This is a genomic window from Lentzea alba (assembly GCF_011067745.1).
In the GTDB taxonomy this organism is placed as follows: Bacteria; Actinomycetota; Actinomycetes; order Mycobacteriales; family Pseudonocardiaceae; genus Lentzea; species Lentzea alba.
On record NZ_JAAMPJ010000012.1, the window covers coordinates 71,570 to 89,801 of the forward strand.

Genomic DNA, 18,232 nt, shown 5'->3' on the forward strand with positions numbered 1-18,232 from the left:
CGTACTACGTGACAGTACGAAAGGCCCCCGCGTGTGCGTCAGCAGGAGGGGTCAGGGGCAGGGGGAGAAGAGTTTGCGGGTGCCGGGGGCGTTGTAGGCGGTGTGGTCGGTGAAGCGGCAGCCGAAGGTCGGTGCGGCCACTGTGTTGCGGTTGTCGATCGTGTCGCCGGCCGGTTTGCGGCCGCGGTCGGTCCACGCCACCAGGTCGTTCCACGCCGCGCCCGCCTCCGCCGGCGAGAACTCGCAGTGGTCCACCGTGCGGATCGCCCGTTGCACCAACCACTTCGACTGGCCGTTGCGGGCGACGTCGGTCCGGTAGTCCTGCTCCATCGAGAACGGCACGAAGAGGTCGCCGAGCCCGTGCAGCGAGAGCACCGGCACCCTCGGCTTGCCCGAGATCCTCGGGATCTCGGTGAGCGCGGGGGAGAGGCGGGACCGCCAGTCGCGCGGCGCCACCCGCTGCACCTCGCGGTTGAGGTCGACCGGCGAGTTCGGCTGGTAGCGGGTGCCGAGGTTGGTCGCCAGCCTGCCGGGGTCGAGCGCGAGCGGGGCGTTGTCGGCCGGTGGCGCGGCGAGGCTGAACAGGAAGTCCTTCCAGAACGCGAAAGCGGGCGCCGAGGCCGGTCGGGGGCCGCCGCTGCGTTCGGTCACGACCGCGCGGAACTGGGCGCCCCGGTCCGTCACGGTGTCCGGGCCGCCGGGCACGAGAGTCCTCAGGCCCAGCTTCTCCTGGATCTGCGGCACCACGGTGGTGAGGTAGTCGGCCGGCACCGGGTAGGAGCGGATCCCGGAGAGCGCCTGCGCCGTCAGCTGGTAGTCCAGGAAGAAGTCGAACAGCTCGTGATCGCCGAGCACGCCGCACATCGGCAGCGCGCCGTCGTAGAAGCCGGGGTACTGCTCCAGCGAACGACCGATGACGTGCCCGCCCATCGACACGCCGGCGATGAGGACCTGCTTCGGCTTGGCGACGAGCGTGCCGAAGTGCTTCGCCAGATCGCGGGTCGCTTGGACGCCGGCGCGAACGTCGTAACCGTTGTGGTAGTAGGAGGACGCGGCCCAGGCATACCCCTGGCCGAGCATCCGGGCGCGCAGGCCGTAGGCCGGCGGGTCGACGGTGAGCACGGTGCCGGTGCCGCGGTAGCCGTGCGCCCACATGGCCAGCCGGCCGTTCCACTTCGCGGGCACCTCGACGATGTACGCGGAGTGCTGGTGGATGCCCTGCAGCACCCTGGTCGGTTGTCCGTCGACGACCTCCGGCTTCAGCGGCGGGTTGTTGACGGTGTAGCCGGGCAACGGCTGGTCACCGGGGACAGGCGGGGCGGCCACCGCGGGCGCACCACCGGTGAAGAGCACGAGCCCCAGCAACGACACCACGAGCCGTGTTCGCATGCCACACCTCCGTCGGCTTCCCAGGCCCGTTCATTCCACCCCGGCGGAGGCTCTCCGGCCACCCGCTCATCGGCTGAACGGAACGCTCACCAGCTGGGTGTGGTTGGGTCAAGTCAGGTGTAATCTGCGGGCATGGCCATGCGGATGAACGGGCCACTGGCCGCGCTGGACCAGTGGCGGCCGGACGAGTGCTCGCTCGCGAAGGCACTGGACGTCGTCGGCACCAAGTCGGCGATGCTCCTGCTGCGGGAAGCCTTCTACGGCACCACCCGGTTCGACGGCTTCGTGCGACGGGTGGGCATCACCGAGGCGGTGGCGGCCAAGCGGCTCAAGGAACTCGTCGAGTCCGGCATGCTCGAGAAGCAGCCGTACCAGGAGCCGGGAGCGCGAACGCGGTACGAGTACGTCCTCACCGACAAGGGCCGCGCCCTGCTGCCCGTGATCGTGGCCCTGATGCAGTGGGGCGACACGCACCTGCAGCCCGGTGGTGGTCCGCTGCAGGTGGTGTCCGCCGAGACCGGCGAGCTGGTCCGCGTGCTGGTCGCCCCGGCCGGAACGCCTTCGCTGGAGCCGGAAGAGCTGGCGGTCCGGATCAAGCGCTAGTGCGGCACTAGATCCGCTCGATGACGGTGGCGTTGGCGAGTCCTCCTGCCTCGCACATCACCTGGAGTCCGTAACGGCCGCCGGTCTGTTCGAGGTTGTGCAGCAACGTGGTCATCAGGCGCGCGCCGGAACCACCGAGCGGATGGCCGATCGCGATGGCGCCACCGTTGATGTTGACCCTGGCGAGGTCGGCGCCGGTCTCGGCCTGCCACGCCAGCACGACGGGGGCGAACGCCTCGTTGACCTCGAAGGCGTCGATGTCGTGGACGGTCAGACCGGCTCGGGCGAGGACCTTGTGGGTGGCGGGGATGATGCCGGTGAGCATGAAGATCGGGTCGTCACCCGCGACGGCGAACGAGTGGACGCGGGCCCGCGGCGTGAGGCCGAGGCGAGCGGCTGCTTCCTCGCTCGTCACCAGGACCGCCGCGGCGCCGTCGTTGACGGGGGAGCTGTTGCCCGCGGTGATGCGCCAGTCGAGCTCCGGATACCGCGCGGCCCAGTGGTCGTTGCGAAACGCGGGCCGCAGCGCGGACAGGGCCTCGACGGTCGTGTCCGGACGGATCGTCTCGTCGACGCCGAGTTCGTTGACGCGCGCGATCTGCGAGTCGAAGAACCCGTTCTTCCACGCCGTGGTGGCGCGCTGGTGGGACTCGGCGGAGAACTCGTCGAGCTGGGCGCGGGAGAGGTTCCAGCGCTGGGCGATGAGTTCCGCGCTGATGCCCTGCGGCACAAGGCCGTTGTCGTAGCGCGCGCCGACCTTCGAGCCGAGGAAGTCCTTGCCCAGGGTCTGCGAGCCGATCGGGATCCGGCTCATCGACTCGACGCCGGAGGCGATGACGACGTCGTAGGCGCCGGCGATCACGCCCTGGGCGGCGAAGTGCAGTGCCTGCTGGCTTGAACCGCACTGGCGATCGACGGTGACACCGGGCACCGACTCGGGGAACCCGGCGGCGAGCGCGGCCCAGCGCGCGGTGTTGCCGGACTGTTCGCCGACCTGCCCGACGGCGCCGCTGATCACGTCGTCAACGACGGCGGGATCGATGCCGGTGCGGTCGACGAGCGCCGCGAGGACCGTGCTGTGCAGGTCGACGGGGTGGATCTCGGAGTAGGCGCCACCGGGCTTGCCCTTGGCCAGCGGGGTGCGGACGGCGTCGACGATGACGGCGGTCTTGGTCATGACAGGTCCTTCCTGACTATCCCAGCCCATAGTCAGGACGATAACCCCTGACTATACGTAAGCCAAGTCAGGATGCGTCACATCGTCGGAGGTGCGGCGGAGGTGCGGCGGAGGTGCGGCGGAGCCCCGCCCGCGGACTTGTGCGGAAGGGCGGGCGGGGCCGCGGATCGTCCGCGGTGACTCGTGGGAAGTGGCGGACACGGCCATTCAAGCCACCCCGCGCAAGCGTGGCCATCCGAAGAACGCGGAAGTCCCCGAGCTGCCGCTGACGTGGCTCTTCCGCACTTTGCCAGTCGTTGACTGGTTTTGCAGGCTCCCGCCCCACCACGCCGGGTTCCGGCAGGGTTCCGCCGTTGTCACAGCCGAGGGAGCCGTCCCGCAGGGCCACCTGGACCGGACGCCGACACTGTCCGGAGTGGACGTGCCGCTGGAGTTCTTCGCGGACGCCCTCAAGAACTGGTGCCGTGCAGAAGGATGGTCGTGCCGCCGCCCACCGGCTTCGCGCCCGCCACGACGACCGCCGCCGCGATCGCCTTGCCCCAGAGATGAGTCATCGGTTTGCGCAACCCTTCCTCGTGCTTTCCGGTGTCCGTTGCGAACGTTGGAGGTGAATGCCTCATCTGGTGCGAGGACAGATTTCCTCGATCTTCGGAGGTTGTCGAATCGCGGATGGAGAATTCGTCGAGTGCTGATTGTGGCCCCTGCGTTCGCCTGTTTCGAAGCTGTGGTCGAACCACCGGTCGATGACTTGAATCGAAGGCTGGATCGAAGCGCTTCGACGATGGCGCTCGGTCCAATCGAAGCGCATCCATGCAGGTAGATGCGGTTTAGGCCGCCTGGCAGGGATGTTGTCGGGCCGCCGGGAACGTGGTTACCCTCCCGATCATCTAAGCGCTTCGACACTTCGATGGAGAAGGGTCGGTCCCACAGCATGGGCATCGAGCTGAACCGCAGAAGCTTCGTCCGGGCCGCGATCGCGGCCGCCGCGTTCGGACCGTTGGTGTCCGCCTGTTCTTCCGCTCCCCGGCCGCAAGCCGGTGTCAACTCAGGGGCGGCTCTCCAGGCGGCATTGCCGGCCCACCTGCCGAACACCGCGGTGCCGCCCGACATTCCTTCTGTGGCAGGAGGTCCCGGTGTCCTGACCGATCCCGGCTACCTCACCTATCCGTCCAGCAGGGTCGCCACCGTCTCGGGTGTGCCGGGCCGAGGTGGTGCCTACACGGCCGTCACGCCGCTCTGGGGCACCGTGCCGTCACCGGGAAACTCGTTCTACGAGGCCATGAACAAGGCGCTCGGCGTCAACCTCACGATGAAACCCGCGGACGGCAACAACTACGCCACGATCATCCCGACGATGACGGCGGCGAAACGGTTGCCCGACTGGATCCAGCTGCCGACGTGGTGGAACGCGGCCTTCAACGTCGGTGGGCTGGCCGCGTCCCAGCTCGCGGACCTGACGCCCTACCTGGCCGGCGACAAGGTCAAGAAGTATCCCAACCTCGCCGCCATCCCCACGGGTGCCTGGCAGGTCGGCGCCTGGGGCGACAAGCTCTACGGGATCCCGTCGTTCTCCAGCAGCTTCGTCGTCACCGGCACCACGTACTACCGGCGTGACGTCCTGGACGCGAAGGGCATCAAGGCCGACCAGGTGAAGTCGGCCGACGACCTGTTGAACCTGGGCAAGGAGCTGACCGACGCCAAACGCGGCGTGTGGGCTTTCGACGACGTCTGGACCTACCTGTTCCCGAGCTGGGGCGTGCCGGCGAAGTGGAAGGTGGACAACGGAAAGCTCGTCCACAAGTACCTGATGCCCGAGTTCCTCGAAGCACTCGACTGGCACTACAAGCTGGCGACCGCCGGCTACCTGCACCCGGACGCGGTCGCGGGTGACAACGCGAACGCCAACACCCGCTTCTACAGCGGGAAGACGCTGATCACGGGTGGCGGCACCGGCACGTGGAACCTCGCCGACCACCAGTCGGGCAGCGCGGCCAACCCGGGCTACCGGCGTGGTTCGTTCAACTACTTCGCCGCCGACGGCAAGAGCGAAGCCCGGATGTTCATGGCCACCTCCTCGACGACCGTGAGCTACCTCAACGTGAACCTCAAGCCCGAGCAGATCGAGGAACTGCTGGCCGTCGCCAACTACCTCGCCGCGCCGTACGGCACCGCCGAGTACACGATGGTCAACTTCGGGGTCGAGGGCGTGCACCACACGGTGGTGAACGGCGTGCCCACGGCCAACGAGGAAGGCAAGAAGAACGTCCAGGCGCAGACCTTCCCGTTCCTCGCCTCGCCGCCCGCGGTGATCAGCAACCCCGGCGCGGACGTCGTCACGAGGGACTACACCGCCTGGCAGGCCGCGAACGCAAAAGCGCTCTACAAGCCGGTCTTCTGGAACATGAACGTCAGCATGCCGCAGGCGATGGCCACCGCGGACGCGGCGCAGGCCGTCGAGGACTCCATCAAGGACTGCTACCACGGCAAGAAGAAGGTCTCCGAGGTGCAGGAGGCGATCAAGACCTGGCAGTCGGGCGGTGGTGACCGGCTGGCCGGGTGGATGGACGAGAACGTGCTGCAGAAGTTCGGCACCGGTCAGTGAGCGGACTGAGCCTGCGGATCAGGCTGAGGCGCGATCGATCACTGCTGCTGATGACGGTGCCCACCGTCGCCCTGCTGGTGGTGTTCAACTACGTGCCGCTGTTCGGCCTGGTGACCGCGTTCCAGTCGTACGACCCGCTGGTCGGGGTCGGGCAGAGCGAATGGGTCGGCCTCTACCAGTTCCAACGGCTCTTCAACGACCCGTTGTTCTGGGGCGCGGTGGGGAACACGCTCTACCTCAGCTTCGTGCAGCTGGTGCTGTTCTTCCCGATTCCGATCGCACTGGCTCTGCTGCTCGACTCCGTGCTCAGCGAACGGGTGCGCACCTTCGTCCAGTCCGTCGTCTACCTGCCGCACTTCTTCTCGTGGGTGCTGACGATCACGATCTTCCAGCAGATGCTCGGCGGTGCCGGGGCGCTCAACCAGTTCCTGCGCACCAACGACCTCGCCACCTGGGACGTCATGACCGAGCCCGGCACCTTCGCGTTGCTGGTGACCTCCCAGGTGATCTGGAAGGAGGCGGGCTGGGGGATCATCGTCTTCCTGGCCGCGCTGGCCGCGATCAACACCGACCTGTACGAGGCCGCGGCGGCCGACGGTGCCGGGTGGTGGCGGCGGATGTGGCACATCACGCTGCCCGGCCTGCGCGCCGTCATCGTGCTGATGCTGGTGCTGCGGCTGGGCAACGCGCTGACCGTCGGCTTCGAGCAGTTCCTGGTCCAGCGGGAGGCGGTCGGCCACGAAACCGCGGACGTGCTGGACACCTTCGCCTTCTACTACGGCATCGCGACTGGCGACTACAGCTACGGCGCGGCCGCCGGCCTGTTCAAGAGCGTGATCTCCCTGCTGCTGTTGTGGGGTGCGAACAAGCTGGCGCACGCGTTCGGCGGGGACGGGTTGTACCGGAGATGACAGACACCCTCACGACCGATCGTCCGAGCTCGCCGGTCGCGGCGGCGAAACCCGTTGCCCGCGGCCGGAAACGGAACCCGCGACGCCCGGCGTGGGAGGAGCCGCCGACGGCTCTGGGGCAGGCGGCCAAGGGCGTACCGCTGGGTGTGGTGCTGCTGGCGGTGCTGGGGCCACTGTGGATCATCGTGGTGACCAGCCTGTCCACCAGGGCCGCGGTCAACCGCGCCGGAGGACTGGTGATCTGGCCGGACGGCCTCACCCTGGAGGCGTACCGGCAGATGCTGGGCGACCCGACCGTCCGCACCGCGCTGCTGGTGAGCCTCGGCATCACGCTCGTGGGCACGGCGGTGTCGCTGGTGATCTCGATCCTGTGCGCCTACGGCCTGTCCCGGCCGCGTTCGGTCGGGCACCGCTTCCTGCTGGTATTGCTGATCATCACGATGTTCGTCAGCGGCGGCCTGATCCCCACCTTCCTCGTGGTGACCGGGCTCGGCGGCTACGGGCAGTGGTGGGCGCTGATCCTGCCCGGCGCGGTGTCGGTGTTCAACATCCTGGTCCTGCGGTCGTTCTACTCGGAGACCTCGGCCGACCTGATCGACGCGGCCAGAGTGGACGGTGCGGGGGACTGGCGCATCCTGTGGTCCGTCGTCCTGCCGACCTCGCGGGCCGTCACCGCCGTGGTCGCGCTCTTCTACGCGGTCGGCTACTGGAACTCGTTCTTCAACGTCATGTTGTACATGCCGACGGAAAGTGAGAGGTGGCCGTTGACCTACGTGCTGCTCACCTATGTCAACCGGGGCAACGGACTGCCCGGCTCGATCAACTCCGGCTTCGGCACGGCACACGCGCAGACCGCGCCGTTGTCGCTGCAGATGGCGGTGGTCGTGCTGACGCTCGTGCCGTTGCTGCTGGTGTACCCGTTCCTGCAGAAGCACTTCCGCACCGGAGTGCTCACGGGGGCGATCAAGGGATGAGCGGCGCCACCCCGGTGATCCCGGGCTTCTACCCCGACCCCAGCGTGTGCCGCGTCGGCGCGGACTACTACGTGGCGTGCTCCAGTTTCGAGTACTTCCCCGGCATCCCGATCTTCCACAGCCGTGACCTCGTGCACTGGACGCAGATCGGCAACGCGCTGGACCGGCCGAGCCAGTTGCGGCTGCCCGCGGACTCTCCCTCGTCCGGTGGGATCTACGCACCGACGTTGCGGCACCACGACGGCAAGTTCTGGTTGATCGTCACGAACGTCAGCGACGCCGGCAACATGTTGTTCACCGCCACCGATCCGGCGGGACCGTGGTCCGATCCGGTTCGCCTGCCCGGTGTTCCCGGCATCGACCCGGATCTCGCGTGGGACGAGGAGGGGAACTGCTGGTGCACGGTCGCCGGGGTCGGCCAGATCCGCCTCGACCCGAACACCGGCGAGACGTCCGGCCCGGCGCGTCACCTGTGGTCCGGCACGCCAGGAGCGAAAGCCCCGGAAGCGCCGCACCTGTACCGCATCGGGGACCACTGGTACCTGCTGATCGCGGAAGGCGGCACGGAACGGGGTCACGGCGTCTCGATCGCGCGGAGCCGCACGCCGGACGGCCCGTTCGAACCGTGTCCGCACAACCCGATTCTCACGCACCGCGGCACCGATCACCCCGTGCAGAACACCGGCCACGCCGACCTGGTGCAGGCCCCCGACGACTCCTGGTGGATGGTGCTGCTGGGGGTGCGTCCCGGCGGCGGCACGCCCGGCTGGCACGTGCTGGGCCGCGAGACGTTCCTGGCGCCGGTGTCCTGGGTGGACGGTTGGCCGGTCGTCGGTGCCGTGGGACCGGACCCGTCCGAACTCGGGTGGCCGCACCATCCCACCGCGCCGGAGCCCGTGCGCGACGACTTCGACGCCGACGTGCTGCCGCCGTGCTGGATCTCGCCGCGGGACCGTCCCGAACACCACTACCGGCTCGACGAACGCCCCGGCTGGCTGACCCTGCACGCCCGCGGTGAGTCGCTCGACGATCCCGGCGTCGTGTTCGCCGGCCGGCGCCAGCGGCACCAGTCGTGCCGCGCTCGCGCCCTGATCGATCCGGGCGAGGGCAGCGGCGGGCTCGCCGTCCGGTTCGACGAGCGGCACCACTACGAGATCGAGGTGGCCGCGGGAGAGGTGCGGGTGCTGGCCCGCATCGGCCCGCTGCGCACCGTGGTGGCGTCCCGTCCCGCACCCGCCGGGCCACTGGTGATCGGTGTCCGGGTGGACGCGGTGCGGAAGATGCAGGATCCGCGCACCGGTCCCGACACGCTCACCTTCGGCGTCGAGGAGCCGGACGGCACCTTCACCGAACTCGGCACGCTCGACGGCCGGTATCTCTCCACCGAGGTCGCCGGCGGTTTCACCGGCCGGGTCGTCGGGATGTTCGCCTCGGCCGGGACTGTCCACTTCGACTGGTTCGACTACGAGCAGATCGACAGCTGACAGCCCTGTCATCAAATCGGCTGAGTCCGCCGGGAGGCAGCGGCTTGAGACATTGATTGGTTCGTAATTCTTCCTCCATAGACGGGAAGCTTTCCGCACAGCGCGGAAAGCCCTGTTTCGGGTCCGGAACGCGGTCGATCCTGCGGGGAAAGCGCGGTCGCGGTCGTGACCGGAACAACCATCTGTTGACGAAGAGGTATGAGGAAGTTGAAGCTCGGCAGCTTGGCGATGTGCTCGCTCCTGGCGCTGGCCGCGTGCAGTTCCGAATCACTGGCCCAGGGCGGCACCGGTGAGCAGATCCGCATCGGCTTCGCGGTGTCCACCTTGGACAACCCGTTCTTCCAGGAGATGAAGGACGGCATCGAGAAGGCCGCGGCCGAGCTGGGGGCGTCGGTCGTCGTCCTCAACGCGGTCAACGACGCCGACACCCAGGTCAAGCAGGTGCGAACGCTCACGGAGCAGCACGTGCGCGCGATCATCATCAACCCGGTCGACTCGACCCGCTCGGCCCCGGCGGTGGACGTCGCGGAGAGCGCGCTCGTCCCGTTGGTGACGGTGGACCGAACCATCAACGGCAGCGAGGTGGCCTCCGAGGTGGCCTCCGACAACGTCCAGGGTGGTGCGCTGGCGGCGATCGCACTGGGTCGCGCCGCCACCGGCGAGGTCGTCCACCTGCGCGGAGTGACCGGCGCGTCGGCGACCGTCGACCGCGGCGCCGGGTTCGAGCAGGGCATGAACTCCGGTGGCATCAAGGTCGTGGCGCGGCAGAACGCCGACTTCAGCCGCGCCCGCGCCCTCAGCGTGATGACGAACCTGTTGCGCGGCAACACCCGCATCAAGGGTGTCTTCGCGGACAACGACGAGATGGCGCTCGGCGCGATCGCGGCGCTCGGTGCGAAGGCGGGCAAGGACGTGCACGTCGTGGGCTTCGACGGCACACGGGAGGCCTTCGCGGCGATCGAGGCGGGCACGATGGCGGCGACCGTCGCCCAGCAGCCCGGCCTGCTCGGCCGCAAGGCCGTCGAGCAGGCCGTCAAGGCGGTGCGGGGCGAGCGCGTCCAGCGAGTGGTGGACGTTCCCGTGAAGGTCGTGACGAAGGACAACCTCGCCGAATTCCGGAAATAACCCACTTCGCGCACCTGCTTGATTCTTGAGCTTTACTTGAGCAAGGTTCGCCGTTTGAGGAAAGCGGTCGGTGGCCGGCGGAGAAAAGAGTTCGAAAGCCGGGCGCGGCAATACGCTCCGAGCCATGAACGCAATTGGACGTTTGAACCTGTCAACTGGCCGGCACCCGGTTCTGCTCGGCGCGGTGCTGGCGTTGCTCGCCACGATAGCGCCCGCGGTGTCGACGTCGCTGACGCCGCAGGCGGAGGCCGTCACCAACCGCCGGATCTGCCTGTACGTCTCCAACGCGGCCCAGACGCTCACCGTGCCCGGACAGGGATCCTTCGCGGTGCGGACCTGGGTCGGGGTGAACTACAAGAAGGACGGCGCCTGCCCGACGATCAGTTCGAGCGCCGTTCAGGGCATGCCGGTGAACGCCCAGCCGGTCAGCAAGATCGTCTGTGAGAACTGGGGTTCGCGGATCGGCGCGTCCGGCGGCTACCTCTGGGGCTCCTACGACGTCCAGCCGGAACGGACGGGCGACCCGTGCACGCGCATGGGCGCGGATCGGCTCATCCACTTCCGGGTGCGCGGCAACGGCGTGGCCTACGTTGCTTACGCGGGCTCGGTGAGGTGACCGCGGTGCTCGGGTGGCCGAGGTGAGCCGGCCACCCGGTGGCGCACTACAGGCCCACCACCTCGCGGGCGGACGGCACCCCGGTCTCCAGTGCCTCGTCCAGCGTCGACCTCAGCAGTTCGCCGTACGGGGAAACGGGTTCGAGCTCGTCGAGTTGCGCGTGGGCGCGGTGGTGCAGACTGCGCAGATCGGTGCGGTAGGCCGCCACGACGTGAGGCGAGCGCAGCAGGTCTCGCAGGGTCGCGCGCGTGTACGGGTGCAGTGACGCCTCGCTGCGCAGCCGGGCGAGCTCGACCTTGGCGGCGGGGGCGGCGCGGGCGCAGGCGTGTGCCATCAACAGGTCGGGCACGATCAGGGCCGGGTTCCCGTCTTCGTCCACAGTGGACGATCGGTGGTCGAGCGTGGTCCTGCGGAGCAGGCCGTAGAGCATGCCGAACCTGCGCCACGGCTCGACCGTCCGCGGTGCGCAGATCCGCGCGGTCATGGCCGCGTCCCTGGCGTAGGCGCCGCCGTGCAGGCCGAGGTGGTCCGACAGGACGGCCTGGCGGCTGAACTCGCCGGCGTGGCGGGTCTTCGTCGCGATCGAGGCTTCGAGGGCGGAGTTGGTGGACTTGAGGACGTCCTCCATCCATCCCGTGCGGCGTTCCTTCGAGGCGCGGATGGTGCTGATGTGGTGCAAAGTGAGCAACGCGGCGTTCGGCAGGCCGTCGTCGTCGACGCCGCTCCACCACAGCGTCGAGATGGTCGCGACGGGAAGGCCCTGCACGGGCCTGCCGCCCATCGCGGCGGCGGCGATGACGGCGAACAGGCGTTCGCGGGCGATGCGGAGGTCGTCGTTGCGGAGGAGGCGGGTCGTGAGTTCGCTGCTCAGCCAGGGAAGATCGGCGGTCAGCGAGGCGAGGGCCGTGCTCACCGCCTCGCGCAGGGCGCTCACGTGGTCGTCGACCAGGTTCAGTCCGCGGCGACTCATCCGCCCAGCATCGCCACTCTCCGCCGGAGGCGGTGTGGTGCCGCGGCGGAAAGTTCTCCGAACAGCGCGGAATCAACTTCGGCGTGAGGAAAACCCGGAATAGCGTCTGTCGGCGTTCGGAACAAGAGGAGAACTTCTAGACATTCGTCCACCGTTCCACTGGTAGAACAGTGTTCCACAGGTGGAACGAAGAAGGGCGGTGGGCGGTGCACGACGTCGTCGTCGAGGACCGGCGGCTGACCGGGCTGCTCGCACCGGGCGCGCGGGTCGAACGCCTGGGTGGCGGAGCGACCTGGAGCGAGGGACCGCTGTGGCTGCCCGCGGACGAGGCGGTGATCTGGTCCGACATCCCGGGAAACCGGGTGCTGCGCTGGACCGAGGCCACCGGTGAGGTGACGGTCGACCGCGAGCCCGCCGAGTTCACCAACGGGCGGACGCTCGACCGCGACGGCCGGATCGTCGCCTGCTCGCACGGCCGGCGGGCGATCGAACGGACCGAGAGCGACGGCACCACGCACGTGGTCGTCGACAGGTTCGGCACCGCCCGGCTCAACTCGCCCAACGACGTGGTCGTCGCTTCCGACGGCGCGATCTGGTTCACCGACCCGCCTTACGGCATCGTCCAGCCGCACGAGGGGTATCCCGGCGATCGCGAGTACGGCGCCAACCACGTCTTCCGGTTCGCACCGGAGACCTGGGAGCTCACGTCCGTCATCACCGACGTCGAGGAACCCAACGGGCTCGCCTTCTCCCCGGACGAGAGCCTGCTCTACGTCTCCGACACGTCCTGCGCGCTGCGCGTCGACGGCACCGGCGAGCACTGCATCCGGGTCTACGACGTCACCGACGACTGGAAGTGCGTGAACGGCCGGGTGTTCGCCGAGATCAACCCCGGTGTCGCGGACGGCTTCCGGGTCGACGAGCACGGCAACGTGTGGACCTCCAGCGCGGACTCGGTCCAGGTCTACGCGCCCGACGGCACCCGGCTCGGCAAGATCGCGGTGCCGGAGGTCGTGGGCAACGTGTGCTTCGGCGGCGCCGACGGCAGCACGTTGTTCATCGCCGCCTCCACGAGTCTCTACCGCGTGCGCACGAGCACCAGGGGTGCCGTCGCATGACGGCGCTGCTGCGCATCGAGCACCTCACGACGTCGTTCCACGGCAACAAGGCCGTGGACGACGTGACGTTCGAGGTGCGGCGCGGGGAGATCGTCGCGCTGCTCGGCGAGAACGGCGCCGGCAAGTCCACCGTGATCAAGACGCTCGCCGGCGTGCACGAGCAGGACTCCGGCGCGATCCTGGTCGACGGCGTCCGGTCGCGCGAGGGCATCTCCTTCGTGCACCAGGATCTCGGCCTCGTCGAGTGGATGACGGTGGCCGAGAACATCGCCATGACCATCGGGTTTCCGCGCAGGGCCGGTGTCATCTCGTGGCGTGCCGTGCGCGAGCAGGCGCACCGCACGCTGGATCTCGTCGGCGGTGGCATCGACCCGGACACCCGCGTCTTCGACCTGCCGCGCACCGAACGTTCGCTGCTCGCCATCGCCCGCGGGCTCGTGGGCGAGCCGAAGCTGCTCGTGCTCGACGAGCCGACCGCGAGCCTGCCGCAGGCCGACGTGCAGCGGCTCTTCCAGGTGCTGCACCGGTTGCGGGACCAGGGCGTCGGCATGATCTACGTGTCGCACCGCCTCGACGAGGTGTACGAGATCGCGGACTCCGTCGTGGTCCTGCGCGACGGCCAGGTGGTCGCCGCGCGGCCCACGGGCGAGATCCCGCAGCAGGAACTCGTGCACCTGATCGTGGGAAGGGAGACCACCGCGGCTTCGCCCGGTGAGGTCGGCGACGACGTGCGGCTGGAGCTGCAGGGCCTGCGTGTCAACGATGTCGGACCCGTCGACCTGGAGTTGCGGGCCGGCGAGGTGGTGGGGCTCGTCGGCCTGCGCGGTGCCGGACAGGACGAGATCGGCCGGGCGGTCGCGGGCGAGCTCGGTGTGCGCGCCGGGCGGATGGTGTTGCTGGGTGCGGACTTCCGGCCCCGCGACACCGCCGCCGCGGTGGCCGCCGGGGTCGGGTTCAGCACCTCCAACCGCGAGGCCGACGGCGTGGCCGGCGGGCTTTCGGTGCGGGAGAACATCTTCCTGAACCCGAAGGTCTGGGGGAGCGGGCGGCGGGCCGAACGGGCCAGGGCCGCGGAGCTCGTGCGCGAGTTCGGCGTCCGCCCGGACGACCCGGAAGCCGTGATCGACACGCTCTCCGGCGGCAACCAGCAGAAGGTGTTGCTGGCCAGGTGGTTCGGCGTCGGCCGCGCGGTCGTCGTGCTGGAGGAACCGACCATGGGCGTGGACGTCGGCGCCAAGGCCGACATCTACGCGTTGCTGCGCAAGGCGGGTGAAGAAGGAGTCGCCGCGCTCGTGGTGTCGACGGATCTCGAAGAGGTCGCCGCGATCTGCCACCGCGCGCTCGTGTTCGAACGGGGCCGGGTGATCCGCGAGCTCTCGGGCGGCGCGCTCACCGTGGGAGCCCTCGTCGCCGCTGCTTCCGGGTTGCCGGACAAAGGAGTCTGATGCCCTCGCACACCTCGGTCCGCTCGACCGCGCTGGAGCCCCGCAAGGGCACCTCGGTCCCGCGAAGACTGCTGACGGTCTACGGCATGGTGCTGGTCACGCTGGGACTGCTCGGGTTGTTCACCGCGCTCGCGCCCGAGACGTTCGCCACCGGACTGAACTTCCGGTTGCTCGCCGCGGGCAACGCCGTTCCGCTCGTCCTCGCGCTCGCGGTCACCGTGCCGATGATCGCGGGCAAGATCGACCTGTCCGCCGGATACGCGCTCGGCCTCTGGCAGGTGCTCTCGCTCTCCTTGCAGCTGCGCGGCATGGACTACCGCCTGGTGATCCTGCTCGTGCTGGTCGGCGGCGCGGTCGTCGGCCTGGTGAACGCCCTGCTGGTGGAACTCGCCCAAGTGGACGCGTTCGTCGCCACCCTGGCCACCGGTCAGGTGATCTTCGCGATCACCTACTGGTACACCGGCGGCAAGCAGGTGGTCGACCCGGACGGGGCGCGGGCAGCCTACTTCGACGCGCTGGCGACCTGGTCGCTCGGCCCGGTGCCCGGCCCGTTCGTCATCGCGGTGCTGCTGGTCGTTGCGCTGTGGGTGGTGCTGGAGTTCCTCCCGGCCGGACGCTACCTGTACGCGGTGGGCGCGAACCCGCGGGCGGCCGAGCTCACGGGCATCCGGCGCCGACGTTATGTGGTGGGCTCGATGGTCGCGTCGGGCGTGCTGTGCGCGATCGCGGGCATCCTGTTGTCCGCCAGGCAGGGTGGCGTGGCGCAGGCCAACATCGGTCCCGACTTCCTGCTGCCCGCGCTGGCCGCGGCCTTCCTCGGCTCGACGACGATCCGACCGGGCCGCGTCAACGCCTGGGGCACCCTGCTCGGCGTCACGATCACCACGATCGGCATCTCCGGGCTCCAGCAGCTGCTGCCCGGCCGCTTCTACCTGGAGCCGTTGTTCAACGGCCTGACCCTGGTGGCCGCGATCGTGATCGCGAGCCTCGCCAGCCGCAAACGCCTGGCGGGCGCGGAAAAGCACCAGCTCGAGGAGAAGGCCGCATGAGAACGATCCTGATCGTGGCCGCGCTGCTGCTGACCGGCTGCGCGAGCCCGACCGTGGCGGAGATGCAGGGCCGTTCCACGAGCACCGCGGCACAGCAGCGGTTGACGCCCGACGGACTCACCGACGTGCTCGCCGACGCGCGCAAGCGGGTCGCCGAAAGCCTGGAAGGACGCACCGGTTTCACCCCGCCGTCCGGCTCGGTGGCCGCACAGCACCGCGGCGGCACGATCGCGTTCATCGGAGCCGATCTCGGCAACGGTGGCATCAACACAGTCGGCCAGGCCGTGGCGGAGGCGGCGCAGGCGATCGGCTGGCAGGTCACGCAGCTCGACGGCAAGGGCAACGCCCAGGGCCGCACGCAGGCGCTGAACCAGGCCGTCGCCCTGAGGCCCCTGGGCATCGTGCTCGGCGGGTTCGACGCCACCGAACAGGCCTCGACCATCAAGCAGGCCGCCGAAGCCGGCATCCCGGTCGTCGGCTGGCACGCGGGCGCGACGCCGGGGCCGATGCCCGCCGCGGGGGTGTTCACCAACGTCACCACCGATCCGCTGGAGGTCGCCTGGCTCGCCGCCGCCTACGCGGTCGCGGACTCGGGTGGACGGGCCGGCGTGGTCGTGCTGACCGACTCGCAGTACGAGATCGCGGTCCGCAAGGCCAAGGCGATGGAGGAGTACGTCAAGCTGTGCTCCGGTTGCACGGTGCTGTCCTATGAGGACTCACCGATCGAGGACGCCGACGCGCGCATGCCCAGCCTGGTCTCGACCCTGTTGCAGCGCAACGGAGATCGGCTCGGCTACCTCCTCGGCGTGAACGGCAACTACTTCGGCGGTGCCAAGTCCGCACTGCGCGACGCCGGCCGTCCCGCCACCGGACCGCCGATGTCGGTGGCCGCGGGTGACGGCGACGCCGCGGAGTTCCAGCGCGTCCGCACCGGTGACTACCAGGCGGCCACGGTCGCCGAGCCCATGCTGCTGCAGGGCTGGCAGCTCGTCGACGAGCTCAACCGCGCGATCGCCGGGGCGGCGCCGTCGGGCTTCGTCGCGAAACCCGCGCTGATCACGCGCGCCACCGTCCCCGCCGGTCCGGTGTTCGATCCGCCGTCGGGGTATCGGGAGATCTACCGGAAGGCATGGGGGCAGTCATGACAGAGGTCGGTGTGGCCGGGCTCGGCGTGATGGGTGCCGCCATCGCGCGGCGGCTGCTCGCGACGGGCCACGTGGTCCGCGGGTTCGACGTGCGCGGTGAAGCCGTGCGGGCGCTGGAAGAAGAGGGCCTCGCGGGTGTGCCCGTTCCCGCGGACCTGGCCGCGGCGGGCATCGTGATCCTGTCGCTGAACTCGGCGGGCGTCGTCGACAGCGCGGTGTTCGGCGCGCACGGGGTGCTGGCCGACCCGCAGCCCGGCGTGATCGTGATCGACATGTCGAGCATCGACCCGGTCAACACCCGCGACTTCGCCGCGCGGGCACGGGAAAGAGGCGCCCGCTGGGTCGACGCGCCGCTGTCGGGAGGCGCACCGGCCGCCGCTCGGGGCGCACTGACCCTGATGGTCGGCGGCGAGACCGAGGACGTCGTCGCCGCGCAGGTGGTGCTGCGGTCGTTGGCCGCGCAGATCACGCACATCGGGCCGAGCGGCTCCGGGCAGCTCGTGAAGATGGTGAACCAGGTGCTCGTCGGCTGCGCGTTCGCGGCACTCGCCGAGTCCGCCGCTCTCGTGCGGGCCGCCGGACTGTCGCCCGCCGAAGTGCTGACCGCGCTCACCGGCGGACGGGCGGACTCCCCGCTGCTGCAGGAGTTCTTCACCAAGTTCGCCGAGGTGGACCTCACGCCCACCGGCCGGGTGCGCAACATGGTCAAGGACCTGGAGACCGCGCGCGACTTCGCCCGCACGGCGAACATCCCGCTGCCCATCACCTCGGCCGTGTCCGAACTGCACCGCTGGGCGGTCGCGGCAGGACACGGCGACGAGGACAACGCCGCGCTGATGCACTACTACCTGGAGAACGCATGACCAACTCGTTGTTCGACCTGACCGGCCGGACGGCGCTGGTCACCGGTTCCAGCAAGGGAATCGGCTCGGCGCTCGCGCGGGGACTCGCCGAGGCCGGGGCAGCCGTCGTGCTCAACGGCCGCGACCAGACCGCGCTCGCCGAAGCGGCCGCACGGCTGCGCGACGCCGTCGGGACCGAGGTCCGCACGGCGGCGTTCGACGTCACCGATCCCGACGCCGTGCAGGCCGCGATCGAGGAGATCGGCCCGGTGGACGTGCTGGTGAACAACACCGGTGTCCAGCACCGCGAGCCGATGCTCGACGTGGCCGTGGAGAACTGGCGCCGCGTGATCGACACGAACCTGACGAGCGCCTTCGTCGTCGGCCGCGCGGTCGCCGCGGGAATGGTCGAACGCGGCCACGGCAAGATCGTCAACGTCTGCTCGGTGCAGAGCTGGCTCGCCAGGCCGGGAATCGCGGCCTACGCGGCGTCCAAGGGCGGCCTCGCGATGCTGACCAAGGGGATGTGCGCGGAGTGGGCCTCCTCGGGGATCACGGTGAACGGCCTCGCGCCGGGTTACGTGATCACCGAGCTGACCCGGCCGCTGGTGGAGGATCCGGCGTTCGACGCGTGGATCCGCGGCCGGACCCCGGCCGGTCGCTGGGCGACGGTCGCCGATCTCGTCGGCACGCTCGTCTGGCTCGCGGCACCCGCTTCCGACTTCGTCAACGGCCAGGTCATCGCCGTCGACGGCGGCCTCACGGCGGTGATCTGAGTGGCG

General features: G+C 69.5%; 16 protein-coding genes. 13 read left to right on the plus strand and 3 right to left on the minus strand.

What is annotated here, in order from left to right; translation table 11 throughout:
• Positions 1–51: 51 nt before the first annotated feature.
• Complete coding sequence (locus G7043_RS35270) at positions 52–1,389, minus strand: alpha/beta hydrolase family protein (RefSeq protein ID WP_166053002.1); 1,338 nt, start codon at positions 1,387–1,389, stop codon at positions 52–54.
• A gap of 132 nt (positions 1,390–1,521) precedes the next feature.
• Here G7043_RS35270 and G7043_RS35275 point away from each other — a divergent pair, with 132 nt between their 5' ends.
• The gene (locus G7043_RS35275) at positions 1,522–1,992 is read left to right on the plus strand and encodes a winged helix-turn-helix transcriptional regulator (RefSeq protein ID WP_166053003.1); all 471 of its coding nucleotides are present in this window, start codon (positions 1,522–1,524) and stop codon (positions 1,990–1,992) included.
• A 7-nt stretch (positions 1,993–1,999) separates the two neighbouring features.
• On the opposite strand, the gene G7043_RS35280 is transcribed toward G7043_RS35275, so the two are convergent.
• Complete coding sequence (locus G7043_RS35280; RefSeq protein ID WP_166053004.1) at positions 2,000–3,169, minus strand: thiolase family protein; 1,170 nt, start codon at positions 3,167–3,169, stop codon at positions 2,000–2,002.
• Between the two features lie 931 nt (positions 3,170–4,100).
• Between G7043_RS35280 and G7043_RS35285 the strand changes: the two genes are divergently transcribed.
• From G7043_RS35285 to G7043_RS35310, 6 genes are all read left to right on the plus strand, one after another.
• The gene (locus G7043_RS35285; protein ID WP_166053005.1) at positions 4,101–5,771 is read left to right on the plus strand and encodes a Tat pathway signal sequence domain protein; all 1,671 of its coding nucleotides are present in this window, start codon (positions 4,101–4,103) and stop codon (positions 5,769–5,771) included.
• Positions 5,768–6,682, plus strand: a complete 915-nt coding sequence (locus G7043_RS35290; RefSeq protein ID WP_313888227.1) for an ABC transporter permease — start codon at positions 5,768–5,770, stop codon at positions 6,680–6,682. The genes G7043_RS35285 and G7043_RS35290 overlap by 4 nt, the downstream gene beginning before the upstream one ends.
• Positions 6,679–7,656 (plus strand): carbohydrate ABC transporter permease, encoded by a 978-nt coding sequence (locus G7043_RS35295; RefSeq protein ID WP_166053006.1) that lies wholly within the window; start codon positions 6,679–6,681, stop codon positions 7,654–7,656. The genes G7043_RS35290 and G7043_RS35295 overlap by 4 nt, the downstream gene beginning before the upstream one ends.
• On the plus strand, positions 7,653–9,140 hold the full coding sequence (locus G7043_RS35300) for a glycoside hydrolase family 43 protein (protein ID WP_166053007.1): 1,488 nt from the start codon (positions 7,653–7,655) through the stop codon (positions 9,138–9,140). Before G7043_RS35295 ends, G7043_RS35300 begins: the two co-directional genes overlap by 4 nt.
• Positions 9,141–9,338: 198 nt before the next feature.
• A complete protein-coding gene (locus tag G7043_RS35305; RefSeq protein WP_242643038.1) occupies positions 9,339–10,265 on the plus strand; it encodes a substrate-binding domain-containing protein in 927 nt (308 codons plus the stop codon).
• Between the two features lie 124 nt (positions 10,266–10,389).
• Positions 10,390–10,881, plus strand: coding sequence for a hypothetical protein (locus G7043_RS35310; RefSeq protein ID WP_166053008.1), 492 nt, complete (start codon positions 10,390–10,392; stop codon positions 10,879–10,881).
• Between the two features lie 46 nt (positions 10,882–10,927).
• Here the strand turns inward: G7043_RS35310 and G7043_RS35315 are convergent, their stop codons facing one another.
• Complete coding sequence (locus G7043_RS35315; RefSeq protein WP_166053009.1) at positions 10,928–11,851, minus strand: hypothetical protein; 924 nt, start codon at positions 11,849–11,851, stop codon at positions 10,928–10,930.
• A 206-nt stretch (positions 11,852–12,057) separates the two neighbouring features.
• On the opposite strand from G7043_RS35315, the gene G7043_RS35320 reads away from it, so the two are divergent.
• The 6 genes from G7043_RS35320 to G7043_RS35345 are packed head-to-tail and all read left to right on the plus strand — an operon-like array spanning position 12,058 to position 18,226.
• On the plus strand, positions 12,058–12,969 hold the full coding sequence (locus G7043_RS35320) for an SMP-30/gluconolactonase/LRE family protein (RefSeq protein ID WP_166053010.1): 912 nt from the start codon (positions 12,058–12,060) through the stop codon (positions 12,967–12,969).
• The gene (locus tag G7043_RS35325; protein WP_166053011.1) at positions 12,966–14,414 is read left to right on the plus strand and encodes a sugar ABC transporter ATP-binding protein; all 1,449 of its coding nucleotides are present in this window, start codon (positions 12,966–12,968) and stop codon (positions 14,412–14,414) included. The genes G7043_RS35320 and G7043_RS35325 overlap by 4 nt, the downstream gene beginning before the upstream one ends.
• Positions 14,414–15,463, plus strand: coding sequence for an ABC transporter permease (locus G7043_RS35330; protein ID WP_166053012.1), 1,050 nt, complete (start codon positions 14,414–14,416; stop codon positions 15,461–15,463). The genes G7043_RS35325 and G7043_RS35330 overlap by 1 nt, the downstream gene beginning before the upstream one ends.
• Positions 15,460–16,608, plus strand: coding sequence for a substrate-binding domain-containing protein (locus G7043_RS35335; RefSeq protein ID WP_166053013.1), 1,149 nt, complete (start codon positions 15,460–15,462; stop codon positions 16,606–16,608). The genes G7043_RS35330 and G7043_RS35335 overlap by 4 nt, the downstream gene beginning before the upstream one ends.
• Positions 16,605–17,471 carry an NAD(P)-dependent oxidoreductase gene (locus G7043_RS35340; RefSeq protein WP_166053014.1) on the plus strand — a complete coding sequence of 289 codons (867 nt, stop codon included), beginning with the start codon at positions 16,605–16,607 and terminating at the stop codon, positions 17,469–17,471. Before G7043_RS35335 ends, G7043_RS35340 begins: the two co-directional genes overlap by 4 nt.
• Positions 17,468–18,226, plus strand: coding sequence for an SDR family NAD(P)-dependent oxidoreductase (locus G7043_RS35345; RefSeq protein WP_166053015.1), 759 nt, complete (start codon positions 17,468–17,470; stop codon positions 18,224–18,226). Before G7043_RS35340 ends, G7043_RS35345 begins: the two co-directional genes overlap by 4 nt.
• Positions 18,227–18,232: the final 6 nt, after the last annotated feature.